The organism is Bacillus sp. SD127 (genome assembly GCF_058566445.1).
Genome location: NZ_CP191226.1, coordinates 2,873,154 through 2,896,201, shown reverse-complemented (window position 1 = coordinate 2,896,201; position 23,048 = coordinate 2,873,154). Strand labels below are relative to the sequence as shown.

24 protein-coding genes and 3 riboswitches are annotated in these 23,048 nt (G+C 43.6%); of the genes, 14 read left to right on the top strand and 10 right to left on the bottom strand.

Annotated elements, in window-relative coordinates:
- Position 1 precedes the first annotated feature (1 nt).
- Both metE and isp read right to left on the bottom strand, forming a co-directional pair.
- Entirely contained in the window at positions 2-2,290 is a 2,289-nt protein-coding gene (metE, locus tag ACQVGS_RS15030) for a 5-methyltetrahydropteroyltriglutamate--homocysteine S-methyltransferase (protein WP_106020423.1), read from the bottom strand.
- 128 nt (positions 2,291-2,418) lie between these two features.
- Positions 2,419-2,574, bottom strand: a riboswitch (SAM riboswitch).
- 131 nt (positions 2,575-2,705) lie between these two features.
- Positions 2,706-3,665 (bottom strand): serine protease Isp, encoded by a 960-nt coding sequence (gene isp, locus ACQVGS_RS15025; protein WP_491830295.1) that lies wholly within the window; start codon positions 3,663-3,665, stop codon positions 2,706-2,708.
- Between the two features lie 222 nt (positions 3,666-3,887).
- Here isp and rsbRB point away from each other — a divergent pair, with 222 nt between their 5' ends.
- Positions 3,888-4,721 carry an RsbT co-antagonist RsbRB gene (rsbRB, locus tag ACQVGS_RS15020; protein WP_024121127.1) on the top strand — a complete coding sequence of 278 codons (834 nt, stop codon included), beginning with the start codon at positions 3,888-3,890 and terminating at the stop codon, positions 4,719-4,721.
- A gap of 33 nt (positions 4,722-4,754) precedes the next feature.
- Here rsbRB and thiX read toward each other — a convergent pair whose 3' ends face one another.
- Genes thiX through thiU form a run of 4 tightly spaced genes read right to left on the bottom strand, consistent with a single transcriptional unit; the run spans position 4,755 to position 8,325 of the window.
- Positions 4,755-5,519, bottom strand: coding sequence for an HMP/thiamine ABC transporter permease ThiX (gene thiX, locus ACQVGS_RS15015; protein ID WP_106020421.1), 765 nt, complete (start codon positions 5,517-5,519; stop codon positions 4,755-4,757).
- The gene (locus tag ACQVGS_RS15010; protein WP_400152376.1) at positions 5,494-7,137 is read right to left on the bottom strand and encodes an ABC transporter ATP-binding protein; all 1,644 of its coding nucleotides are present in this window, start codon (positions 7,135-7,137) and stop codon (positions 5,494-5,496) included. Before ACQVGS_RS15010 ends, thiX begins: the two co-directional genes overlap by 26 nt.
- Positions 7,124-7,723, bottom strand: coding sequence for an ECF transporter S component (locus tag ACQVGS_RS15005; protein WP_101860626.1), 600 nt, complete (start codon positions 7,721-7,723; stop codon positions 7,124-7,126). Before ACQVGS_RS15005 ends, ACQVGS_RS15010 begins: the two co-directional genes overlap by 14 nt.
- Entirely contained in the window at positions 7,720-8,325 is a 606-nt protein-coding gene (thiU, locus tag ACQVGS_RS15000) for an HMP/thiamine ABC transporter substrate-binding protein ThiU (RefSeq protein ID WP_326324117.1), read from the bottom strand. Before thiU ends, ACQVGS_RS15005 begins: the two co-directional genes overlap by 4 nt.
- Before the next feature lie 96 nt (positions 8,326-8,421).
- Positions 8,422-8,533, bottom strand: a riboswitch (TPP riboswitch).
- Positions 8,534-8,634: 101 nt separating this feature from the next.
- On the opposite strand from thiU, the gene ykoG reads away from it, so the two are divergent.
- The 7 genes from ykoG (at position 8,635) to mgtE (ending at position 14,051) form a co-directional block, all read left to right on the top strand.
- The gene (gene ykoG, locus ACQVGS_RS14995) at positions 8,635-9,321 is read left to right on the top strand and encodes a two-component system response regulator YkoG (RefSeq protein WP_024121132.1); all 687 of its coding nucleotides are present in this window, start codon (positions 8,635-8,637) and stop codon (positions 9,319-9,321) included.
- A gap of 3 nt (positions 9,322-9,324) precedes the next feature.
- Positions 9,325-10,689 (top strand): sensor histidine kinase, encoded by a 1,365-nt coding sequence (locus ACQVGS_RS14990; RefSeq protein ID WP_106020417.1) that lies wholly within the window; start codon positions 9,325-9,327, stop codon positions 10,687-10,689.
- Positions 10,686-11,366 carry a PepSY domain-containing protein gene (locus tag ACQVGS_RS14985; RefSeq protein ID WP_106020416.1) on the top strand — a complete coding sequence of 227 codons (681 nt, stop codon included), beginning with the start codon at positions 10,686-10,688 and terminating at the stop codon, positions 11,364-11,366. Before ACQVGS_RS14990 ends, ACQVGS_RS14985 begins: the two co-directional genes overlap by 4 nt.
- Before the next feature lie 92 nt (positions 11,367-11,458).
- The gene (locus tag ACQVGS_RS14980) at positions 11,459-11,971 is read left to right on the top strand and encodes a PepSY domain-containing protein (RefSeq protein ID WP_024121135.1); all 513 of its coding nucleotides are present in this window, start codon (positions 11,459-11,461) and stop codon (positions 11,969-11,971) included.
- 76 nt (positions 11,972-12,047) lie between these two features.
- Positions 12,048-12,185, top strand: coding sequence for a transcriptional regulator SplA domain-containing protein (locus ACQVGS_RS14975; RefSeq protein WP_003218541.1), 138 nt, complete (start codon positions 12,048-12,050; stop codon positions 12,183-12,185).
- A 108-nt stretch (positions 12,186-12,293) separates the two neighbouring features.
- Positions 12,294-12,460, top strand: a riboswitch (M-box (ykoK) riboswitch).
- A 95-nt stretch (positions 12,461-12,555) separates the two neighbouring features.
- Positions 12,556-12,678, top strand: coding sequence for a hypothetical protein (locus ACQVGS_RS14970; protein ID WP_010330178.1), 123 nt, complete (start codon positions 12,556-12,558; stop codon positions 12,676-12,678).
- Between the two features lie 17 nt (positions 12,679-12,695).
- Positions 12,696-14,051 (top strand): magnesium transporter, encoded by a 1,356-nt coding sequence (mgtE, locus tag ACQVGS_RS14965; RefSeq protein WP_024121136.1) that lies wholly within the window; start codon positions 12,696-12,698, stop codon positions 14,049-14,051.
- Between the two features lie 43 nt (positions 14,052-14,094).
- On the opposite strand, the gene ACQVGS_RS14960 is transcribed toward mgtE, so the two are convergent.
- Positions 14,095-14,427 (bottom strand): MerR family transcriptional regulator, encoded by a 333-nt coding sequence (locus tag ACQVGS_RS14960; RefSeq protein ID WP_003239028.1) that lies wholly within the window; start codon positions 14,425-14,427, stop codon positions 14,095-14,097.
- A 193-nt stretch (positions 14,428-14,620) separates the two neighbouring features.
- On the opposite strand from ACQVGS_RS14960, the gene ACQVGS_RS14955 reads away from it, so the two are divergent.
- The 3 genes from ACQVGS_RS14955 (at position 14,621) to ACQVGS_RS14945 (ending at position 15,648) form a co-directional block, all read left to right on the top strand.
- Positions 14,621-14,776, top strand: coding sequence for a hypothetical protein (locus tag ACQVGS_RS14955; protein ID WP_010333974.1), 156 nt, complete (start codon positions 14,621-14,623; stop codon positions 14,774-14,776).
- A gap of 87 nt (positions 14,777-14,863) precedes the next feature.
- The gene (locus ACQVGS_RS14950; RefSeq protein ID WP_024121137.1) at positions 14,864-15,046 is read left to right on the top strand and encodes a hypothetical protein; all 183 of its coding nucleotides are present in this window, start codon (positions 14,864-14,866) and stop codon (positions 15,044-15,046) included.
- Between the two features lie 137 nt (positions 15,047-15,183).
- Positions 15,184-15,648 carry a MarR family winged helix-turn-helix transcriptional regulator gene (locus ACQVGS_RS14945; protein ID WP_081638289.1) on the top strand — a complete coding sequence of 155 codons (465 nt, stop codon included), beginning with the start codon at positions 15,184-15,186 and terminating at the stop codon, positions 15,646-15,648.
- 18 nt (positions 15,649-15,666) lie between these two features.
- Here the strand turns inward: ACQVGS_RS14945 and ACQVGS_RS14940 are convergent, their stop codons facing one another.
- On the bottom strand, positions 15,667-16,788 hold the full coding sequence (locus ACQVGS_RS14940) for an MGDG synthase family glycosyltransferase (RefSeq protein ID WP_255004306.1): 1,122 nt from the start codon (positions 16,786-16,788) through the stop codon (positions 15,667-15,669).
- 92 nt (positions 16,789-16,880) lie between these two features.
- Here ACQVGS_RS14940 and ACQVGS_RS14935 point away from each other — a divergent pair, with 92 nt between their 5' ends.
- Entirely contained in the window at positions 16,881-17,432 is a 552-nt protein-coding gene (locus tag ACQVGS_RS14935; protein WP_255004308.1) for a YkoP family protein, read from the top strand.
- Between the two features lie 22 nt (positions 17,433-17,454).
- On the opposite strand, the gene ACQVGS_RS14930 is transcribed toward ACQVGS_RS14935, so the two are convergent.
- Positions 17,455-18,228 (bottom strand): metallophosphoesterase, encoded by a 774-nt coding sequence (locus tag ACQVGS_RS14930; RefSeq protein ID WP_400153645.1) that lies wholly within the window; start codon positions 18,226-18,228, stop codon positions 17,455-17,457.
- 238 nt (positions 18,229-18,466) lie between these two features.
- On the opposite strand from ACQVGS_RS14930, the gene ACQVGS_RS14925 reads away from it, so the two are divergent.
- Together ACQVGS_RS14925 and ACQVGS_RS14920 are read left to right on the top strand one after the other, a co-directional pair.
- Positions 18,467-20,158, top strand: a complete 1,692-nt coding sequence (locus tag ACQVGS_RS14925) for a DUF6044 family protein (protein ID WP_106022223.1) — start codon at positions 18,467-18,469, stop codon at positions 20,156-20,158.
- A 12-nt stretch (positions 20,159-20,170) separates the two neighbouring features.
- Complete coding sequence (locus ACQVGS_RS14920; protein WP_106020412.1) at positions 20,171-21,184, top strand: glycosyltransferase family 2 protein; 1,014 nt, start codon at positions 20,171-20,173, stop codon at positions 21,182-21,184.
- Positions 21,185-21,211: 27 nt separating this feature from the next.
- Here ACQVGS_RS14920 and ACQVGS_RS14915 read toward each other — a convergent pair whose 3' ends face one another.
- Positions 21,212-23,047: a DNA ligase D gene (locus ACQVGS_RS14915; protein WP_476965919.1), complete on the bottom strand. Its 1,836-nt coding sequence runs from the start codon at positions 23,045-23,047 to the stop codon at positions 21,212-21,214.
- Between the last annotated feature and the right edge of the window lies 1 nt (position 23,048).

Genomic DNA, 23,048 nt, shown 5'->3' with positions numbered 1-23,048 from the left:
ATTATACAAGCTGTGTCTGCTTAGCTCTTGCCTGTTTCGCCGCTTCAACCATATTTTTTAAGGCTGCGACTGTTTCTTCCTGCTGTCTTGTTTTTAAACCGCAGTCAGGATTTACCCAGAAACGGTCAGTCGGACATACAGCAAGCGCATCAACGATAATGTTGTACATTTCCTCAGTTGACGGGACACGTGGACTGTGAATGTCATAAACACCAAGCCCGAGCCCTTTCAAATACGGATGCTCTTTTAAGTAATCCAAAAATCCTCCGTGGCTTCTGCTGTGTTCGATCGTAATGACATCAGCGTCAAGATCATTGATCGTATCGACGATGTCTTCGAAGTTGCTGTAGCACATATGTGTATGAATTTGTGTTTCATTTTTCACGGAAGAGGTTGTTAATCTGAATGCTTCGGCAGCCCAAGTCAAATATTCATCCCAATCACGGGTTTTTAACGGAAGGCCTTCACGCAGGGCTGGCTCATCGACTTGAATGATTTGAATGCCCGCGTCTTCAAGCGCTTTTACTTCTTTGCGGAGGGCGAGTCCGATTTGGAATGCGATTTCTTTTCTCGAGATATCGTTCCGAGGGAAGGACCAATTTAAAATCGTAACAGGACCTGTCAGCATTCCTTTTACATGCTTGGATGTTAACGATTGAGCGTATACAGTATCTTTCACTGTCATCGGTTCAATAAACTCTACATCTCCATAAATGACCGGCGGGCGTACACAGCGTGAACCGTATGATTGAACCCAGGCGTACTTCGTAAAGGCGAAGCCGGCCAGCTTTTCACCAAAGTATTCAACCATGTCTGTCCGTTCGAATTCACCGTGAACAAGAACATCAAGATCCAATTCCTCCTGAATATCAATCCATCTTTTCGTCTCCGCGTTGATAAAGTTTTGGTATTGTTCATCAGACCACTCGTTTTTCCGCCATTTTTGGCGTGCGCTGCGTACTTCAGCAGACTGCGGGAAGCTTCCGATTGTTGTTGTCGGCAAAAGCGGGAGTCCGAGAGATTCATTTTGCAGGGTTAAGCGTTCTTCAAACGGAATGGGGCGCTTGAAGTCTTTATCGCTTAATTGTTCCAGCTCTTGCTTTTGTTCAGAATTGGCTCCTGTTGCAAATTGTTTGAGCGCTTTGATGTCCGCTTTCGCTTGCTGAATTCGCTCACTGATGGCGGCTTTGCCTGATACTAAGCCTTCTTTTAAAGCTGTTAGCTCTGCCAGTTTTTCTTTCGCGTAGGACAATCCGTTCAGCAGATCTTGTTCCAAATGCTCATCTGGGTGTTTCGCTACCGGAACATGAAGAAGGCTGCTGGAAGGCTGAATCCACAGTTCATCAACCTGTGCAATGCTGAGGATATGAAGCACGGCATCCAGGCGTTCTTCAAGATCCGCTTTCCAAATGTTGCGTCCGTCTATGACACCGGCTGCCAGCACTTTATCTTTCGGAAAGCCGTGTGTCTTAAGCTGTTCCAGGTTTCTGCCTTTATCATGAACGAAATCAAGCCCAATACCCTGTACAGGATAAGAAATAAGCTCCTCATAAGCATCAACAGAATCGAAATACGTTTGCAAAAGCACATTCAAGGAAGAAAGCTCATTTGTGATGCTCTCGAATAACTCTTTTACGCCGCGTACATCCTCAGCTGAAGCGGTGACAAGCGCAGGTTCATCAATTTGAACCCATTTTACGCCTTCTTCTTCAAGCTCTTTTAAAAGCTGTACATATAACGGCACGAGACGTTTTTGAATTGCTTTAGCTTCAGATGGCTCGTAGCCTTTTGCAAGCGTGACGAACGTATAAGGGCCGACGATAACAGGTTTTGTTTCAACGCCGTACTCCTGTTTGATTCGGCGGTAGTCTTCAAGCTGTTTGTTTCTTGTCAGGCGGAACTCTAGGCTCTCGTCATATTCCGGCACGATGTAATGGTAGTTTGTATTAAACCATTTTGTCATTTCACTTGATACGGCGTCTTTTATTCCGCGGGCGATGGCGAAGTATGTATCTGTACTGTCAGTCAGGTGTCTGAAGCGTTGCGGGATCCAGTTGAAACTGACCGCAGTGTCAAGAATATGATCATACTGTGTGAAATCAGAAACAGGCACAACATCAATCTGCTGGTCAATTTGCGTTTTCACTGCGGATAAGAATAATTCATCGATTTGCTTCAAAAACGTATCTTTATCGCTGTTTCCTTTCCAATACGCTTCAAGCGATTTTTTCCATTCTCTGTTCAGTCCGATTCTTGGAAATCCTAAATTCGATGTTTTGATTGTTGTCATTGTTTCTCCTCCTTTATATGTAAAACACTCTTGTTGACCCGCGGATACAGGCTGTTAAGAGGTTTTCTCACAACTAAAAAGCCTCTTTCCCATGAGAGAAAGAGGCTTTTTTGCAAAACATACAGCCTCTCTCATCTCTCAGAAACAATCTGATGGAATTAGCACCGTGCCTTAAGAGATATAAATCTCGGCGCGAAAATCAGTGCGCCCCATTTCACAATGGAATTACGGTCGGTTGCTGTTGGGGTCAAAAGGCCAATCCCTCGCCCAACTCTCGATAAGAGAAAATGTTATTAATTTTTTGAAAAGTTGAATCATTTGTTGGTAATCTTAACAGCAATTCAAATTCATTGTCAACAAAGATTTTGAAATTTTTTTTACAATTTACGGTATATATTATATGAGAAAAATAATATTATAGGGTCAGTAAATGTGACTGCTCTGCTTTCTCTGACAGCTCATCAGGAGCGGTTAAATACAGGAATCCATTCCCGGCCAATGTTTTTGCGATATCGAGCGGAAGTGTCCTGCGGATCAGCTGCGCATAAAGCTCAGATTCAGAGAGCTCTCTTTGAAAAGATTCTTCTTCAAAGCTTTTAATTAAAGCAAGCGCTCCGCTGACATGAGGGGCAGCCATTGATGTGCCGGTAAGCTTCCCGTATTTCTTGTTGGGAAGAGTGGATAAAATGTTTTCACCAGGTGCAACAAGATCAATCTCTTTGTTTGTGTTTGAAAATTCTGACGATTCACGCGCTACTGAAACAGATCCAACCGCAATTACATCATTATACGCAGCAGGATAGGAAAGCTCCTCTGTGCGTTCGTCGCCGTCACCCTCATTTCCCGCGGCACAAACGACTAGCACTCCGTTTTTGACGGTGTTTTTGACCGCTTCCTCCAGTTCAGGCACATCGCTCGGTCCGCCAAGGGACATTGAGATGATATCAGCCTTTTGCTCAACAGCATAGTTAATGCCGTTAATAATCCATTCGTACTTTCCGCTGCCGTTTTCACCGCCAAGCACCTTTACAATTAAAAGGCTTGCCTCAGGCGCAACCCCGGCGATGCCGCCGTTTGAATCGTTAGCCGCAATCGTTCCGGCAACGTGTGTGCCGTGTCCGTTGTAGTCGGAAATGGCATCTTCCTTGCCGCCGTCATCATCTGTGAAATTCTTTCCGCCGATGATTTGGTTTTTCAAATCGGGATGGCTCGTATCGCAGCCGGTGTCCAATACAGCAATTTTTACGTCTTTGCCTTTAACCCCTTTTGACCACACTTCTGGCGCCTTAATCACTTTAATACCCTCAGGAAGCTCGTTCACATCCATGATCTGCTCATTCGTCACATACGGGATCAAGCGGATTTCACCATTCATAAAAAAGCCCTCCTTTTTTATGCTTGCAAGTGGATACAAGGGTGTTATCTCACATTATATGAAAAAAGCAGCCGCTCGGACAGTGTCGTTTGAAGCATTTTGAAAAAATAGGATACAATCCAATGGATTAGTAATTTTCAAAATAATGGATGTCTCTAGCGTGTATGGCTGGGATTCAGCTGTCAGTCAAGTTATAATAGAAGTTGGGAAAGGAGCAGTGTGATGAAACTGAATGAAAAAATATTTGCGTTTTTTTCTGAGCATGTAGAACAAATGGCCGAGGAATGGATTGACACAATGGAGGAAAGCGATCCGAATTCGATTTATGCCTTACATAATGCAACTGTAACCGAGGAGCTGAAAGAGCAGGACAGAGAGTTCTACCGGCATCTGAATTACATGTATGTTTTACCGGAAAAACAATTTCTCGATGAATTTCAACAATGGGTTATTGAGCTGACGAATGATCAAAAACATCTCGATACCCCGGTGCAATACGTCATCCGTGAGTTTATGAGAAATCGAAGATTATATACGAAGTATTTTGAGAAGTTCGCAGAAGAAAACGAGTCGGCATTTGGACCGGGAGAGAAACAAAAATGGGCCGATTTGATTGTGAAAGTTTTTGATTTTACCATTTATACATTCGTCGATCACGCTGAATCGAATGCAAAACAGCAATTAAATGCCCAGAGAGAAATGATACTGGAATTAAGCTCGCCTGTCATTACTCTGAGCAAAACGACAGCTCTGCTGCCGCTTGTCGGTGATATTGATACTGAACGGGCAAAGTTTATTCTTGAGAACACGCTTAATGCATGTGCGAAAAGACGCGTTGAGCATCTGTTGATCGATCTTTCAGGTGTCGTCGTTGTTGATACAATGGTGGCGCACCAAATCTTTAAATTGATTGAGGCGCTTACTTTAATCGGTGTCAGATCCACATTGTCTGGAATCAGACCAGAAATTGCGCAAACCGCTGTACAGCTTGGAATTGATTTTACGAACATTAATATTAAAACCAATCTTGCCCAAGCATTGAACTATCATCAATAATAAAAAAGCCGCTATTCAACATAGCGGCTTTTTCTATGAGGTAAAACATAAAGACACAAGAAAAGATCCTGCGAATAACAAGAGAATGAGGAAAAAGAACAGCCAGTCGCGCGGGCTGACGGTAAGCGACCGGTAATACGTCCGGTTTCGGCTGCCTGTAAATCCTTTTGATTCCATCGCAAGAGCTGTTCGTTCCGCTTTTCTGATCGCGCTTGCTAATAGCGGGATGGTATAGCGCTTTAACGCGTTTATTTTTTCTTTTAAGCCATTTTCCGCCGCCCCGCCTCGGATTTTATGTGCCTGCTGGATCAGCTGGACCTCCTCTTTTAACAGAGGGAGAAAACGAAATCCGGCAATGACGCCATATGCAAGCTTCGGGGACAGCTTGCACTGCTGCACAAGACTCAGCATAAATAAAATCGGATCGGTTGTAAAAACAAACATCATTGATAAGGCAGAAAAGCACAAAATACGAAACCCGAGTGAGATGCCGACAGCCACATTTTCACTGTTGATCGAAAAAGGGCCGGCTTGGAACAGAAAATTATCTGCGGTCGTCGGAATCTTGCCGAAAACAGCGGCTGTCCATACGCAGCCGAATGCTAAAATCAAAAACGGAATCGTGAACAAAAGCCATTTTTTCAGCGGTATTCTGGCCGCAAACGGGACACCCGCAACAATCATGATATAAAAGCACGCCGGTGTGTAAGGATTGTAAATAAACGACAGCATGACGACACAGCAAAAAACCGCCCCTGCTTTTACTGCCGGGTTAATGAGATGTAACGGCTGCTTCATCACGCACCTCCTGCTGGTATGTCATCCATTCATATCGAAGGGGGAGGGTGAGCTTTGCTTTTTGGACGAGCTCGGCTTCCCTGGAAAATAATTGTTCCGGTGTTCCGTCAAAGGCCAAATGTGTGCCGTGAAGCACAAGCACGCTGTCAGCATATGAAGATACAAGCTCCATATCGTGTGTGATCATGAGGACAGCGGTGCCTTCTGTCTGGATATGCTGAATCATTTCCATGCATTCAGCGGCTGTTTTGGCGTCTTGGCCATAGGTCGGTTCGTCTAAAAGCAAAACCGTTACATCGTGCATCAGCATTGTGGCGACACTCAGCCGCCGTTTTTGCCCTTGGCTGATCGCAAACGGATGGTGGTCCGCCAAATGTGCAAGGCCGAAACGCTGCAGCAGGTTCTGCGCTTTTTTCTCGGTTTCGGCATTTGCCGCATGGCCGAACAGCAGCTCATCATATACTGTGTCAGTCACAAACTGGTGCTCTGGATTTTGGAAAACCAATCCCATTTGTTTGCGAAGCTCTTTTTCTTTGTAAGACTCCAGCGGCTTATCATGCAGAAGAATCTTGCCGCTTTTCGGTTTGAGCAAACGGGCGAGAACAGACAACAGCGTAGATTTTCCTGTGCCGTTTGGCCCGACAAGTGCCGTCAAAGAGCCTGCACGCAATGAAAAACTGATGTCTTTGAAAATGGTCTGCTGTCCTCTTGAAAACGATAAGCTCTGGACCTGCACTGCGTGTTCAGCAGAAAGAACCGCCGCTTCTTCAGCAGGCCCAGCAGGGAAGGGTTCCTTGAACAGCGTTTCTTTTGACAATGTAAACGGTATGCTCACATTTTCTTGTAAGCCACAAATTTTTGGCACAGCGATTCCCATTGTTCTTAACATGTTTGAGTGATGCTGAAACATATCCTTAGTCGGCCCGTCTAAGGCTTTCTTGCCTGCTCCATCCAGTACGATTGTTCTTTCAACCCAAGGCGCCCACTCATCAAGCTGATGTTCGATCACGAGAAGGCCGAAGCCTTTTTCCTGCTGAAGCTCTTTGATCATTTGAACGAATTCCCGTGCTGAATAAGGGTCTAAAAGGGAAGTCGGTTCATCCAGAATAATAAGCTCAGGCTCCATCGCCAAAATACAGGCGAGCGCGACTTTTTGCTTCAGTCCCCCTGACAGAGTGGAAATCGTTTTTTCCTTTACATGAGTGATGTGTAATTTTTCCAGAACGTCATCAATTTTCTTCACCATTTCTTCTTGGGGGATTTGCAGATTTTCCAATCCAAAGGCGATTTCATCCTCTACTGTCAGCATACAAAACTGCTGCTCAGGGTCCTGAAAGACGACTCCGACATGCTGAGCGATTGTTTCAGAGGTTTCAGCGTCAGTGATCGTTTTTTGAAATAAGAATACATGCCCAGACAGCATCCCGTCGCAAGCTTCAGGGTAAAGCCCGTTTAAACAGAGGGCAAGCGAGCTTTTTCCGCACCCGCTCGGCCCTAACAATAAAGCGCATTCTCCTTTTTGGAGCTCAAACGTTATATCCTGAAAAATCGGTTTCTCGTTTTCTTCATATGAAAAGCTAAGCCGGTCAACCGAAAGCAACTTGTTATAGGCTTGCATGATTTGATACCCGTTTCCGTTTCTTTTTCAGTTCCTTTCCGAGTGCCATTCCGTTTAAGACACCCGTATATGCGAGAGAATCGCTGACAGCTTTTCCGAGTAGGCCGGCCAGGACCGCACCTGAAACGAGACGGATCACAAGCATAATGAGCAGATAGCCCGGTGAGTACGCCGCATAACCGGAAACAAAGAAATCATAAATAAAGCTGGACACCGAAGACCCCATACCCGCCAGAAGCAGCACAGGAAGGGAATAAGCTTTCCAGCGTGTCGCAAGAAATACAGCTTCTGCTCCGAGACCTTGAACAATGCCGATAACGATAACCATCGGGCCTGAAGGATTTCCCAGCAAACATTCAACGAGAGCTGCGATGATTTCTGAAACAAGGGCCGCGCCCGGTTTACGAATGATGTACGCGGCAATCACCGACACGATAAACCAAATGCCGTAAATCGGTTCATAAGCGATGGGCCCGAACATCCCTGCAAGTACGTTCCCGAAATGGGTGAATACTAAATACACAATGCCAAAAACAATACTGATAACAGACATGATGACAATTTCTTTTACTTTCCAGCTTTTCATTTTATCCCTGCTTTCTGTTTTCTTGATGGACTGTTTGCCGAGAAGTTCACGGTCATGGTGACATGGGCTGTTTGCTGATTTGCCATGCGGAAAGCGGCTTCCAGTGTCCGGAACACGTCGTGTGCATCTCCGTCTATCTCACTTGCGTAATGAACACCCTGTACAAAGGTGCCGTCAGCCTTAGCGATTTCAACAGCTTTCATGATAATGTCCATATAATTCGGCTCATTCATCGGATAAAGTGCAAATTGGCATGGAGCCTCTGCTTTCAGGTCGTGAACAGATTCTTCATTGACTCGCTTTTCATCTGCTGTCAGATATGTATCTCCTTGTGTATCGCCCGGGCAGCCGATGGAAAACGTCCCGTTCATGACAATGTGCTTTTCGCTATTTGCTGCATACAGGTAGATGGCTTTAGCGGCGTCGAATACATGAGCGATCGATCCGCGCAAAACTGTACTGATATGATCGGTCTTTGTCCAAACCTTTGACGTATCCGTTTTTTTCAGCGCAGACTTGATCACACTGATAAAATCATCTGTCATTGGGTATAAAGAAAACCGAAATCCGGCGATTCTGCTTGTACCGCATAAGTTGTCCATTTCTCTGACCTCCTGTTTTTTTGGTAAAATAAAAAACTGCATATCCTTAGGGAATATGCAGTCATAGATCGAGTAAGCGCACGAAAAAATACACCTTTCGGTCAACCTGCACTTCCCCACGCTGGTATTATCCAGATCGGGTCATAAGGGATCAAAGCGCGTTTTTGCGCGCTTTATCTCAGCCATAACAGCACCCCTAGTGCTTTCCGTATACAATTTTTTATTTTGACATCATAATAGATGATAAGAATCATTTTGTAAACAATGAAATCATTTTTTTCATATAGGAACATGAGAGGATGATCGGAATTGGAAAAAGGGCACATATTAATTGTGGAAGATGAAGAAAAAATCGCGAGGGTCCTTCAGCTTGAATTGGAATATGAAGGATACAGCGTCACCATCAAACATAATGGCTCTGAAGGACTTAACGCGGCCACGGAAGGTTCGTATTCCCTATTGCTGCTCGATGTCATGCTGCCGGGGTTGAGCGGGCTTGAAGTGCTGCGCCGGCTGAGGAAAACGGATCAAGAGACACCGGTTATTTTATTAACAGCCCGCGACAGCGTTCCAGATAAGGTAACGGGGCTTGACATCGGTGCGAATGACTATGTCACCAAGCCGTTTGAAATTGAAGAATTGCTTGCCAGAATCAGAGCGGCACTCCGCCAAACCGGAAGCAAAACAGAGGATATCGGCACATTTTTGACATATGATGATTTGCAGGTGAATGAGAAAACACGTGAAGTCAGACGGGGAGACAAAGAGGTTGAATTAACGCCCCGGGAATTTGATTTGCTTGTCTATATGCTGAAGCATCCGCAGCAAGTGCTGACGAGGGAGCAAATTCTCAGCTCTGTATGGGGGTTTGATTACATCGGTGATACAAATGTCGTCGACGTGTACATAAGATATATCAGAAAAAAATTGGACTATCCTTACGAAAAACAGCTGATTCATACCGTACGCGGGGTCGGCTATACCATTAAGGGGTAAATGATGAAGCTGAAGACAAAGATTCATCTGTATACTTCCATTTGGCTGTTGATTTTATTAATGTTGGTTCATACTGCGGTCTATCTCATTTTTTCATCGGCACTCACCTCAAAGGATGCGGCCCGTCTTGCCGATGAAACGGACAATATCACCGAAGCTCTTCATACCGCCGAAACACAAGGGGTGGCTTTGCAGGATATGCTGCAGGCCTATCTTCCGGCAAACGGAATGGTGCGGGTAGTGAGTGCGGATCGGAAAGCCGTCATGACCATCACAAAGGAAAAAGCATATAAAGACTTCCCTCTTTCTTTTCACAGCGGGGAAACGACAGACGTGACAAAGCATGAAGGCAAACTGTTTGCAGCAGCAGCTGTCCCGGTCATTTGGACAGACGGACAAGTCGTATCGCTTCAGCTCGTGGAAAGGCTGGAGCATACAGAAGAGAGTCTTCTTCTGCTAAGAATCATCTTAATTGCGGCCAGCGCGGCTGTCTGTATCGCTTCCTTCTTTGCCGGCAGCTTACTCGCCCGCCATATCACCAATCCAATCAGACAATTGGTGACAACGATGAAAGACATACAGAGAGAAAAAGCATTCAAAACAATTTCTCTGGAAGGACAGTCGCATGACGAACTGTATCAAATGGGGCTGACCTTTAATGAGATGGCGAGCATGCTGAAAGAGCACTACGATAAACAGCAGCAATTCGTCCAAGACGCTTCACACGAGCTGAAAACCCCGCTCACCATTATTGAAAGCTACAGCAATCTGATGAAACGCTGGGGGGCAAAAAAGCCTGAAGTGCTTGAGGAATCCATTGAAGCTATTCATTCAGAAGCGGTCCATATGAAAAAACTGACCAATCAGCTGCTTACGCTGGCCAAGACCCATAAAGAACTGGAGCTTGATCTGAAAACGGTTGACCTGATCGAAGTGTCGCGCGCCGTCATACAAACACTCCAGCCGGTTTATAAACGCGACATCCTTCTTGAGACGGACAAGGAGAATTTGCTTGTAACGGCAGATGAAGAACGCATAAAGCAGCTGCTGACGATTTTGCTTGATAATGCCATAAAGTATAGTGACAAGGCCATTGTGATTTCCGCAGGAACCAATAACAGACGTCCGTTTTTGTCCGTAAGGGATGAAGGAATCGGCATACCTGAAGATCATATCCCGCGCCTGTTTGAACGTTTTTACCGGGCGGATGAGGCACGTAACCGCAAAACAGGCGGAACGGGTTTAGGTCTATCCATTGCCAAACATATTGCCGATGAGCATGGTATTGACCTGTCTGTAAAAAGCAAACCGGGACAGGGAACAAATGTCACGATGCAATTTAGAGAACAGAATGGGGGAGCGCTATGACAAAACGAATGAAAACAGGAGCTGCTGCTGCGGCAGCCGTTTTAGCCATTGTCATCTGCGCGGTTCTTATCATTCAGCAAACCCATGAGGACGCGCTGTCAAAGGAGGCAGTCATAAAAAAAGTAGAAACCTCCTATGAAGGCGACATCACAAAAGTGACGCAATCCAATGATAAAAAAACGTATGATATGACTTTGGAAAATCCAAAAGGAATTTATTTTCTAAAAGCTGATGCTAAATCGGGCGACATATTGTCAATGAACAGAGTGAAAAAGACGAACACATCTGAGATGACAGAAAAAGAAGCTGAGCAGCTCGCTCTGGTGCGGGTGCCGGGCACCGTCAAAAAACACACGCGAAAACACGGAGTTGCGTCGTATACCATTCAAAAAAATAATGGGGAAACATACGAAGTGAAGGTAGATATGAAGACAAAAGCGGTGGTGTCCGCTGATAAAATCAGCAGCAAAGACAAACAAAAGACAACAATTTCGGAAAAAGAGGCAAAAGCCATTGCAGAGCGTGAGGCTGGAGGAAAAGCGGATGACGCCGATTTGGAAGAAAGCGAAGGCACTCTCCTGTTTGAAGTAGATGTTGATCTCCCGAATGACAAGGAAGCTACGGTGAAAATAAACGCCTATACCGGCAAAGTTTCTAATATTATCTATGAAGACTAATGGTTTTCTCATCAAATTCTCATCTTTCTCTCGTTTTCCTTTCATGTTGAGTGTGTAAACTGATCTCATAATGAACAAGGGAGGAATCACATATGCTGAAGAAAAGATGGATGATTGGCTTATTAGCAGGGTGTTTAGCGGCCGGAGGGTTCAGCTACAACGCGTTTGCGAAAGAAAATAATGAACAAACACAGTCTGTTTCTGAAACTGGCGGACTTACTGAACAAGAAGCGGAGTCCATTGCCAAAACAGTTGTTGACGGAACAGTGGATGACATCGACAGAGACATCTATAATGGCAAAGAAGCTTATGAAGTTGAAATCGAAAAAGACGGTGAAGATTATGATGTTTATGTGGATATCAAGACCAAACAAGCGCTCAATGACCCGTTAAAAGAGAAAAAAGAGCAAGTTGTTTTGACAAAAGAAGAAGCAGAACAGATTGCTCTAAAGAAAACAGCTGGAACCGTCACAGAAAGCAAGCTGGATGAAGACGACGGTGCTTATATCTACGAAATTGAGGTTCAAACGAAACAAGGGACTGAAGCAGAATTTGACATCTCTGCAAAGGACGGACGTATTATGAAACAGGAATTAGACGACTAACCCCGCACCCGCGGGGTTTTTTTCATGATAACGAACCGCTTTTTGGACAATCTAATAAGAAAAGGAGGCGAAGCGCTTGGAAAAGAAAGAAGAACAATACATCAATCAGGCTGAGTATGTTCCACATCCGACGAAGGAAGGGGAATACGCCTTATTTCTTCATGAAACCTATCATTTGCTTTCTGAAGATGATGAGACGCAAACAACAGAATAAGGGCTAAGGCCCTTATTTTATTTCATTTGATGAGATGTAAACGCATAAATAACTTTTTTAAGTTGACATAGCTTGTTTTTTTCTGTAATCTCAGTGTGTCAATTCAATTACGAACTTCGTTAGGTGAGGCTCCTGTATGGAGATACGCTGCTGCCCAAAAATGTCCAAAGACGCCAATGGGTCAACAGAAATCATCGACATAAGGTGATTTTTAATGCAGCTGGATGATTGCTCCTATGCCATACAGTGCTAAAGCTCTACGATTGAAGGCGCCCGCACGCTTTTTTTGCCGTGCTTCTTTCACCTTCAATCCAGAAGGCTTTTTTTATGCCTTGAAAACGAAATGTTGAACAAAAAGGAGGTGCGGAGTATGGATTCTCCCCATTCGAGTCAATCTGAAGAAGTACCCATATACTATGACAGCAAGACAATTGATTACACGATGAGGAGACGATCTGCCGCACCTTCTGGCGAGGCCGGCACGTCTCCGTAGAGGAGGTACGAGTCCCGATGGTTCAAAACATGACCTATGACGAACTCATTTTACGCATCATTATCTTATTGCGAGACGGAAAAATCAGGGATTTCAGAAGTGTTATTGATGAGCTTCAGCCCTATGATATGGCGTTTATTTTTAAAGAAATGCCGGAAAAACACCGCGCCCGCTATTTATCTTATTTAACTGTTGATGATATTACTGATATGATCGGCGAACTGGAACGGGAATTTCAGCTAGCCGTCTTAAATAAAGTCGGAAAAACAAAAGCAACACTCGCCATGAACAAAATGGACAACGATGACCTCGCTCAATTGCTTGAAGAAATGGATGAAGAACTGAAGGAACAGCTTTTATCCAGCATGGAAGCATCAGAGTCAAAAGCTGTTCAGCTCCTTATGAACTACCCGGCTGATTCAGCGGGGCGCATGATGACCAACCGTTATGTGTGGATTCCTCAGCATTACACGGTAAAAGACGCGGTCGTCAAACTAAAAAGTTTCGCGGAAATCGCAGAGTCTATCAACTACTTATATGTTATAAATGACAGTAAGCAGCTTGTCGGCGTTTTGTCATATCGCGATTTGATTCTCGGGGAACCGGAAGAAAAGGTACAAGACTTGATGTTTACCCGTGTCATTGCAGCAGACGCGCTTCAAGATCAGGAAGAAGTGGCGCGGCTGATTGAACGTTACGATTTCTTAGCGATTCCGATTGTGGAAGAAAACAATGTGCTTGTCGGGATCGTGACGGTCGATGATATCATCGACGTCGTTATTCGGGAAGCCGATGAGGACTACGAAAAATTCGCCGCATCAGGTAAAGCCATTACCTTCGATACAAAAGCATATGTTGCAGCATACCGCCGCCTTCCATGGCTGATCCTGCTTTTGTTCATCGGGCTGATTTCAGGCAGCATCATGAGCTATTTTGAAGATACGCTGAAGCAGGTCGTGGCGCTGGCATTCTTTATGCCGATGGTGTCAGGGATGACAGGGAATACAGGAACACAGTCTCTCGCGGTTGTCATCAGAGGTTTATCTAAAGAAGAAATGAATAAAACAACGATTGTGAAACTGATTTTTCGGGAGCTCAGAACGAGTATTTATATCGGTGCCGTCTGTTCTGTCTTAATTACGGTGATCGCCATTATATGGCAGGGGAATGTGCTTTTAGGATTTGTTGTAGGCTCTTCACTGCTGCTGACCTTAATTATCGGCACGATGTCCGGAACAATCATCCCCATTATTCTGCATAGACTGAATGTAGACCCGGCCATTGCGTCAGGCCCGCTCATTACGACGTTAAATGATATTTTGTCATTATTAATTTACTTTGGTATTGCGACTGCATTCATTCACTCATTATAAACGATAAAAGTCCGTCTCAGATTGCGAGGCGGACTTTTATCGTTTAACGGTTTTTGTACCTAAAGTGAGCATTAAGCTGCCCCTCCAGCATTTTTTTTCGTACTTGCGGATCGTTTTTTACCATTTGTTCTTTTTTGCGCATATCTTTTAAAATTTCAGCTGTCTGCACGCCGTCTTCGCGTTTATTCGCGATATCCATCAGCCGCTCGACGTCGGCAAAAGAATATTTTCTCGTTCCCCTTGAAGAACGCTGCGGATAAATCAGCTTACGCTCCTCATAATACCTGATCTGTCTTACGGATAACCCTGTCAATTCACTGACAATCCCGATTGAAATCACTTTTTTGTCTTTATAAGAATGATCTTCTGTGGTCATTTTTCCACCCCTGGATGTCTTTTGATAATAGTATATAAAAAACATAGAGAAAAAACCTGACGCTTGTTATATTTTCTAACATGAAATAGCAGATTTTTGAAAAAATACGGCAGAAAAATTAACAAGAATGATGCGTAACCTATAAGCGCGTTTTATCCTTTATGTAACGATTAAATGAGGAGGAAGGATAATCATGGAGGAAGAAAAAGCGGTCTCACTGGCAAAGGAAATAATCGAGTTGGATATGAAACGGGATGAAATGCTTGAAACGTTTATGCAGCTTGCCGGAGAACATGCTTTTCAGCTTTTAAGATCAGTTCAAAACGGACTTTACCGAAAATCTTCGTAAACATAAATTCTTTACATTAGATTCACACCACATTCATTTAAAAAGAGTATCTTATTTAGAGGATACCTTAAAATGAAGGAGGACGCTATGAGTAATTTATTGAAAACTGCATTAGAAAAAGAACGTAGCCATTATTCAGAAAAACTCTTTCAAATCGGAGTTTATAATAAAGAAGTAATGAACAAAATGACACTTTCTGAACTGCGGAAGGAATACGCATATTTCTTTCGCAGCATACCATATCACCAAAAAAATCCTTATACAAAATAACGAGTATAAGGATTTTTTTGTTTCCTAAAAAGGAATTTCTCGAATTATAGCGAATAAAAATAATAAGGGCATTAAACTCTTATTATATGTAAGGGTTTTCATTATTTTTTTATAAAAATTCTATATACGGGGTAGATATGATGAGATTATCGTTTAACGAAGAAGAAGTTGAGCGTGCGATGAATTTGTACAGAGTTTTTGCAAGGGCTTTCAAAAGTGTGTCTGAACACAGCATCCGTGACAGCAAAGAGCACGGCTTTAATCCCACAGAATTTGCCGTACTGGAACTTTTGTATACGAGAGGCCCGCAAAAATTACAGCAAATTGGGTCGCGACTTCTGCTTGTAAGCGGAAACGTCACATATGTCATTGACAAGCTAGAAAGAAACGGGTTTTTAGTCAGGGAGCAGGACCCGAAAGATAAACGCTCCGTTTACGCGCATCTCACGGATAAAGGGAATGAGTATTTGGATAAAATTTATCCAATCCATGCGCTCCGTATAGCGAGAGCGTTTTCAGGCCTTTCGTCTGATGAGCAGGACCAGCTGATCCTCCTGCTGAAGAAAGCAGGTATTCACAGCCAGCATTTACTGTTTCGTTAGTCATTCCACACTCTCTTTTCAGGAGGGTGTTTTTTTATGTTCACATTCATCTAATATCCTTTTTAAAACCTCCCCAATCTCCCGGTCACACATTTGGCCAAGATACTCCCTGACTTGCTTCTCTGCTGCTGCCCGTTCATTCGATTGAAAAAATGCGGAAATGCGTTCCTCTGCCCGCTTCATATCCCAGTTTCTTATATCTGTGACAAGCTGCCGTTCTTTTAACAGGTTCACATTCATTTCCTCCTGTCCCGGCAGCGCATGATAGATAAAAACCGGAAGCCTTTTCTTTAAGCATTCACTGATGGTTACGCCTCCTGGCTTTGTCATGACGCCTGAGGCTTGTGCGTACAGACTGTTCATTTCTGCTTTGCTGTGAAGGTATGGGATCGCTTCGATAAAAGGATGTTGTAAACTTTTGACATAGCGGTAGAGCTTTTCGTTTCTGCCGCATAATATTTTGTATAAGATGTTTCCGCCTGGCGACAGCTCCTGGACCAGCTTAAAAATACCTCCGACTCCCATACTGCCGCCTGTGATCATAACGGTATAAGGCAGACGATGCTGACAGGTTTCTGCGGTTCCTGTTTCATAAGCCCGGTGAACGGGAATGCCGGTCAAAAATATTTTTTCCTGGCTGATTCCTTCGGTCATGAGCTGCTTCTTGATATCCATGATCGGGACAAAGTGGTAGTCAATGTTCTTCCGCCCCCATACCTGATTCACAAAAAAATCCGTGTATACATTTACAATGGTCATGTTTGGATATTCCGGTTTCAGCCGGTTTAGCAGGTAAGAAGGCAGGGCGTGTGTGCAGAAGGCGATATCAGGCTGTTTTTCTTTGAGAATCTGTCTCATGCTTTGCATAAACAGCCATTCATACATGGCATAGCGTTTGACATTTTTACACTCTCCGCAAGCGAGAAGCTTGTATATTCCGCTGTACGTTTTCGGGAAATATTGAATCCATTTTAAATAAGCTGAGGAGGACAGTTGTTCTAAACGTTTATACGTATGTGAAAAGATATCAATTTTTTCTGAATGCAGTCCTTTAGATTCCAGATCAGCCTTCAGGGTATCAGCAACATGATGATGCCCGGTGGAAATGCTTAAAAAAGGAAAAATAAGAATGTTTGTCATGTCTGTCCTCCTTAAAAATATGGCAACTATATTTTGGGGAGAATCATCACAAAATATAAGGGTGTTTTTTTGATGATAAGGAAGGTGAAGAGATGAAAACCTGTTTCCTTTCCATTTGGAGAGTGATTGACCCGATTTATTTCTTTTTTTCGAGGCTGACTTTGATTGAAGATGAGCGAAAATGCGTCTTGCGAGTCAGACTGACGAAATACAAAGGGCATCATGTGGTGCTGAGTGACGGAACGCATATAAGAAAAAACGATGTGCTCGTTAAAATCCATCTGCACAACATCAAGCTGATCAGGGAACTGCAAAGCATTGAAAGCGCGGTCAGAAAAGGAATCATCATTTATCAAAAAGTATATCAATCCATGCCGATGCTGCTGGATTATATCAACAATCATAAAAAAAGCGAAAAAATCAAAGGGATCATTGGCATTACAATGCTTGATAAAGGGGTAGAAAGGCTCGGCTTTGACGTGGTAACCCCGGTCAATCCTTTTTACAGATCCTTTAAAAAAATCACCCATATGCCGATTTTATATTTAACGTCAAAGCCAGTGAGCTTGCGAGATCTGCCGGATTCATCCTATTTGTTTATCTCGAAAGAAAAGCTTCAGCAAACCTATCAAAAAAAAGACTGATGCCATGGTCAGCACAGTCTTTTTAAATTTGATGGAAAGTCACTTCGGGGCGGCTTCCTACACGGATATTAACGCCAGTTTGTCCTAAACCTTCACTGATATAAAACGGTTTATCGTGATGATAATGAAGACCTTTAATCATATTCATGCGTACAAGCTTGCCCATTTTCACCAAATGATACGGCTTTGGCCAGTGGATTTGCCCTCCGTGAAAATGGCCTGATAACAGGTAGTCAAAATGAATATCCTGCATCTCTAAAATAATGTTTGGATCATGTGTCAATACAAGGTGATAGCCATTCTGAAGGCCTTTATAAGAGTTTGTGATTTTACTGCGATTCGTACTGTAATCGTCAATTCCGATAATATTAACAGGCCCTGCATCAGTATTGATGTGAACATGTTCATTTTGCAGCGTAATGCAGCCATTTTCCTCCAGCACTCGCTTTAATCTTTGAAAGTCCTTTTCTTTTAATACATAATCATGATTGCCAAACACCGCGTACATGCCATACGCAGGCTTCAGTTGTTGCAGTGCCTGCAAGTAGCCGGCAAGCTTTGGAATATTTCGTTTCCGGTCAAGAAAATCTCCGGTAAGCGCAATGAGGTCTACAGGTTGATTATTTGTTAAACGATACAGCTCATCAGGCGAAACAGAAATGTTTTCTAAATGAAGATCCGATAAATGAAGGATATTCAGTTTTTTTCTTGTTGGAAGGCCGTCTTGCTGATCAATTGAAATCGTGTTGACCTTCACATCTTTTGTGTTGCGGTTTGCTTTATATATAAATGGCATAACAGCAAGTATGACCAATGAAAGTAAGATGAACACATGTATCCCCTCCCTTCTACCAGTATAGTAAGTGATCCAGCCTTATGGATAGCGGGAATTAATGGGTTGAAGACCAGTTTGAAAAATGCAGAAAGGATTGTCATTTGATGAATGTTTTAGAAGGGAAAAGGGATAATAAATTTTGACAGGTGAGGCAGATCATGCCCAATAGAAGTCAGAATAACAGATGGATGTGTTAGGGATGTTACGATTAAGACAACACAAAAAAGAAACATATTATCTTTTGATGGCTTTATTTCTCCTTTTGCTGTATGTCTCCCCGCTTTTTATTTTGAAGGAAGACGCCCATATTCGCGTACACGATAATTTGGATTCCAATATCGCTTGGTACAAGGTGCTGGCCGACAGCGGAGAAATCATCGGCAAAGTTGATGCGGCCATTCCGCAAATCATTAACGGACTGCCACGGGACGCGTTTGGCACTGAGTGGAGCGGAATTGTTTGGCTGCACGCGTTGTTTTCTTCTATGACCGCCTATGCGGTAAGCCAGACCATTACGAGAGTTGTCGCTTTCTTCGGAATGTATGTGCTGCTGAAGAAACATGTGATTCCGGAGGAGAAAGCGGCATTGATCCGAATTGGCGTATCACTCGCATTTGCCTTAACGCCTTTTTGGCCTTCTGGAATGCTGAGCACGCTTGGATACCCTTTGGCGCTGTGGGCTTTTTTGAATATCCGAAAAGGGGATATCTCATGGAGAGAATGGCTGACGCTCGGTTTGCTGCCGTTGTATTCAAGCTTTGTATTAGGCTTCTTCTTTTTCTTGGCTGGGATGGCATGCTTCTGGCTGTATGATGTCATCACAAAAAGAAAATGGAATTTCATTTTCTTAGGCAGCATCGCTTTTATGACAAGTATTTATCTATTTGTCGAGTACCGGCTTGTCTATTCGATGTTGATTTCACACGCGCCGATGCACCGGATTGAATTTATTTCATCAAGGCATGATGTTTGGCACTCTCTGCGTTTGTCCGTCAAAAACTTTGTCTACGGACACAACCATGTCATGACAGTTCATACCGTTGTGATTCTTCCAATCTTATTACTCGTATTTTTTGCTGTGCTGTTCAAACGAAATCGGACAAGGGAAGAAAACGTTTATCTTTTTCTCTGCGTGCTGAATTATGCGCTGTCACTGTGGTATGCGTTTTGGTTCAACAAAATATGGGCTGTTCCAAAGCAGAAATTTGCATTTTTAGCTGAATTTAATTTTGCCCGTTTTCATTTTTTGCGCCCGCTGGTGATCTACATGAGTTTTGCGCTCGCTTTGTACCTCATCTGGCGGATGGGGAAAAAGTGGCGATGGCTTGTGTATGCGGCAGTTACTGCGCAGCTGATGGTCCTTGCGCCTTTTAATGAGGAGTATACGTATGGCGTTCACTACAACGCGCCGACGTTTCGTGAATTTTACGCGTCTGACCAATTTAAAGAAATTAAGGAGTATATCGGGCGCCCGCAAGATTCGTACAGGGTGGCGAGTATCGGTCTGCATCCGTCTATTGCCCAATACAACGGTTTTTACACCTTAGATACATATAACAACCTGTACCCGCTCTCATATAAATATGAATTTAGAAAAATCATTGAAAAAGAGCTAGAAAAAAACGCCCAATTGAAACGATACTTTGATGAATGGGGGAGCCGCTGCTATCTGTTCGTCGATGAGCTTGGCAAACGATATGACTTTAAAAAGAATTCGAAGAAAACAATCAATCATCTTGAATTAAATACAGATGTGTTTAAACAAATGGGCGGACAATATATTTTTTCTTCGGTTCCCATCATGAACGCTGACCAAAACCACCTGGCGCTCGTGAAAACATTTGACCATAAAGATTCCGCCTGGCGCATTTATTTATACGAAACAAAATAAGGAGGATATCGATTGAAACAGCCACAGCCAGTGTTAACCATCGTCGTTCCGTGTTTCAATGAAGAGGAAGTATTTAAAGAGACAAGCCGTCAGCTGACGGAGGTTGTAAACAGCTTAATGGAAGAAAAAATGATATCCGAAGACAGTAAAATTTTATTTGTTGATGACGGCAGCAAAGACCGCACCTGGTCTTTGATTGCCATGGAAAGTGTGAAAAACAAGAAGGTAACCGGATTAAAATTAGCCTGCAATGTCGGACATCAAAAAGCGCTTTTAGCAGGTTTGCATAAAGCAAAGCAAAAATCAGACTGCGTGATTTCGATTGATGCCGACCTGCAGGATGATATCTCTGTTATCAGAGAATTTATGCTGAGATATCACGATGGTTTTGAAATCGTGTACGGCGTGCGCCGCAGCCGGAAAACCGATACCTTTTTTAAGCGGACGACCGCTATAGGGTTTTACCGGCTCATGAATAAGCTTGGGATTAAGTTAATTTACAATCATGCCGATTTTCGCTTAATGAATAAAAGGGCGCTTGAAGAACTCGCGCGCTATCCGGAAGCCAATTTGTTTTTAAGGGGCATCGTTCCTATGATCGGCTTCAGGTCAGCCGAAGTTTTGTATGACCGCAAAGAACGTTTTGCCGGAAAAACGAAATATCCGCTGAAAAAAATGCTTTCATTCGCATTTAACGGAATCACATCCTTCAGTGTGGCCCCGATTCGCTTTTTTACGCTTTTGGGTTTTCTATTATTTTTGGTAAGCGCCATGGCAGGGATTGGCGCAGTCATTCAAAAAATGCTTGGCCACACTAATGCGGGCTGGGCGTCTCTCATCATCTCCATTTGGTTTCTGGGCGGATTGCAGCTCATGGGAATCGGGATTATCGGCGAATATATCGGAACGATTTTCTCTGAAGTGAAAAAACGGCCGAAATATGCGGTTGATATCGATTTGTATAATGAACCCTTGGGCCCGCTGCAGCGCCAGGAAAGTGAGCGTTTGGAGAAAAAATACAGTTGAAACAACAAAAAGAGCTGACCGGATAAGTCAGCTCTTTTTCTTCAGCTGATTCAAAATAGCGGCAAGAGGTTCATCCTGCGGAATGCGGTAAAATTCATAAAACGGGCATCCGTGTTTCTTGACCCGGTCAACGACGGTATCGATTGTATACATCGCCGGTGTTAAAGATGGCTGCACCTCGTGCCAATACAGCGGCGCTGCTACGGTGCCAAGCTCGTTTCCCCTGGTGGAATAGGGGCAGATAATCGTTTTTCCTTCAGCATGCTGCAAATAATCGAGATACAATTTTCCATGCCTGTTTTTGATCAGGCGTTCGGTTGTAAATAGATCCGGAAATGCATTGGTACAATATTCGGCAATCAGCTGTGTGAATTGGCGTGTGTCCTCGTACGTAAATGCTTCTGGTGACAAGGGAATGTAAAGCTGAATCCCCTTGTTGCCGGAAAGCTTCGGATACGATGTGATGCCGAAGGATTCAAAGAGCCGTTTGAGTTCATTTGCTGCCTGAACAGCCATCAGAAAGTCATCTCGGGACGGGGGATCTAAATCAATGACAATCTCTGCCGGCCTTCTGCTTGTAATCGTTTGAAAAGGAACATGAAACTCTAAAGCGAGCTGATTGGCAAGCCACAATAAGGTGGACAGGTCCTTACAGACAATATGTTCATGGCTACCGTCAAAAAAGGATTGGACAAAGTCCGGTGTATAATCCGGCTTGTTTTTTTGGAAAAAGGATTCGCCCCTTGATCCGTGCGGATAGCGAATAACCGTGACAGCACGGTCTTTGAGAAACGGGAACAGGTAGTCGCTGATTTCAATCATATACTGGATGAAATCTTCTTTTGTTTTTTTATGCTTTTCAAATATGATTTTATCCAGGCTTGTAAACTGCAGTTTTGGATGAACCGGCTTTGAGCGGCGCACAAGCTGTGCAAAGGTGCAGTCGGTCCAGTCCATTTGAAATTGAAATTTGACAAACGAAACCTCTCGAAGCGTGCCTTGTAAAATCGTTAAGTACTGGACAGTAGCGCAGATCGATGGTTCGAGCGTATATTCACCTGATGCTGTTTTATGTCCGTGCTGTTCCATAATCGCGCGTATTGCATTTTTTTCTTCCTCGCTCATCCCATGTGATACAGAGGCTACAGGCGTCATTACACCGTTTTTTAACACAGAAACCGTCAGAAATCCATTGTGAGGATTAAATCCTGTGATACAAACATCGGCATGTTTAAAGTTTTTATATTTCAGCCAATCAGATGACCGTTTTTTTTCGAGCCATTTGCTGTTGATTTTTTTTGCTACAATTCCCTCTCCGTCATACTTTATTACCTTCTCCCAAATCGGATCGAAGTGCTGGTAGGAGGGGATATACTGAATGGTTTCCTTTGCATAAGGATTTGGCTCAGCCGGAAGCTTTGCAGCAGACATCAGCTCATGCAGCGATGTTTTTCGGTCAGTATAGGAATAAGTCGATACATCTTGTCCGCTTCGTTCCAAAAGGTCAAATGCGAGAAAGCAGCAAGGCCGAGAGTTTGCGGATTCCTGTATCTTCTCCGGCCTTTTCAAACGTCCCCGCACTTGAATATGTTCAAAATCTGAACGGAATGGATTCGCCAAAAACACGATTTCTCCGTCAAGTTTTAACGGAAGTTCCTTTTCTATATGCTGAAAAGCAGTTTCGGCAAAATTAGCAATTTCAGGGAAGGTGCTGTTAAGCTCTAAGCCATTTCTGCTCGTTAATGTCACGCCTGACGGATGAATACGGAGAATACAGCGAAACCCGTCATATTTTACTTCGTAACGCCATTCCGCTCCTTTTGGAGGTGAAGAAGTAAGGACGGGCTGCATGGTAAACGCCATT

Excerpts from the sequence above, each read along its gene's own strand:
- metE (WP_106020423.1), bottom strand. The coding sequence starts at position 2,290 with ATGACAACAATCAAAACATCGAATTTAGGATTTCCAAGAATCGGACTG.
- isp (WP_491830295.1), bottom strand. The coding sequence starts at position 3,665 with ATGAATGGTGAAATCCGCTTGATCCCGTATGTGACGAATGAGCAGATC.
- rsbRB (WP_024121127.1), top strand. The coding sequence starts at position 3,888 with ATGAAACTGAATGAAAAAATATTTGCGTTTTTTTCTGAGCATGTAGAA.
- thiX (WP_106020421.1), bottom strand. The coding sequence starts at position 5,519 with ATGAAGCAGCCGTTACATCTCATTAACCCGGCAGTAAAAGCAGGGGCG.
- ACQVGS_RS15010 (WP_400152376.1), bottom strand. The coding sequence starts at position 7,137 with ATGCAAGCCTATAACAAGTTGCTTTCGGTTGACCGGCTTAGCTTTTCA.
- ACQVGS_RS15005 (WP_101860626.1), bottom strand. The coding sequence starts at position 7,723 with ATGAAAAGCTGGAAAGTAAAAGAAATTGTCATCATGTCTGTTATCAGT.
- thiU (WP_326324117.1), bottom strand. The coding sequence starts at position 8,325 with ATGGACAACTTATGCGGTACAAGCAGAATCGCCGGATTTCGGTTTTCT.
- ACQVGS_RS14990 (WP_106020417.1), top strand. The coding sequence starts at position 9,325 with ATGAAGCTGAAGACAAAGATTCATCTGTATACTTCCATTTGGCTGTTG.
- ACQVGS_RS14985 (WP_106020416.1), top strand. The coding sequence starts at position 10,686 with ATGACAAAACGAATGAAAACAGGAGCTGCTGCTGCGGCAGCCGTTTTA.
- ACQVGS_RS14980 (WP_024121135.1), top strand. The coding sequence starts at position 11,459 with ATGCTGAAGAAAAGATGGATGATTGGCTTATTAGCAGGGTGTTTAGCG.
- ACQVGS_RS14970 (WP_010330178.1), top strand. The coding sequence starts at position 12,556 with ATGGATTCTCCCCATTCGAGTCAATCTGAAGAAGTACCCATATACTAT.
- mgtE (WP_024121136.1), top strand. The coding sequence starts at position 12,696 with ATGGTTCAAAACATGACCTATGACGAACTCATTTTACGCATCATTATC.
- ACQVGS_RS14960 (WP_003239028.1), bottom strand. The coding sequence starts at position 14,427 with ATGACCACAGAAGATCATTCTTATAAAGACAAAAAAGTGATTTCAATC.
- ACQVGS_RS14955 (WP_010333974.1), top strand. The coding sequence starts at position 14,621 with ATGGAGGAAGAAAAAGCGGTCTCACTGGCAAAGGAAATAATCGAGTTG.
- ACQVGS_RS14950 (WP_024121137.1), top strand. The coding sequence starts at position 14,864 with ATGAGTAATTTATTGAAAACTGCATTAGAAAAAGAACGTAGCCATTAT.
- ACQVGS_RS14945 (WP_081638289.1), top strand. The coding sequence starts at position 15,184 with ATGATGAGATTATCGTTTAACGAAGAAGAAGTTGAGCGTGCGATGAAT.
- ACQVGS_RS14940 (WP_255004306.1), bottom strand. The coding sequence starts at position 16,788 with ATGACAAACATTCTTATTTTTCCTTTTTTAAGCATTTCCACCGGGCAT.
- ACQVGS_RS14935 (WP_255004308.1), top strand. The coding sequence starts at position 16,881 with ATGAAAACCTGTTTCCTTTCCATTTGGAGAGTGATTGACCCGATTTAT.
- ACQVGS_RS14930 (WP_400153645.1), bottom strand. The coding sequence starts at position 18,228 with ATGCCATTTATATATAAAGCAAACCGCAACACAAAAGATGTGAAGGTC.
- ACQVGS_RS14925 (WP_106022223.1), top strand. The coding sequence starts at position 18,467 with ATGTTACGATTAAGACAACACAAAAAAGAAACATATTATCTTTTGATG.
- ACQVGS_RS14915 (WP_476965919.1), bottom strand. The coding sequence starts at position 23,047 with ATGGCGTTTACCATGCAGCCCGTCCTTACTTCTTCACCTCCAAAAGGA.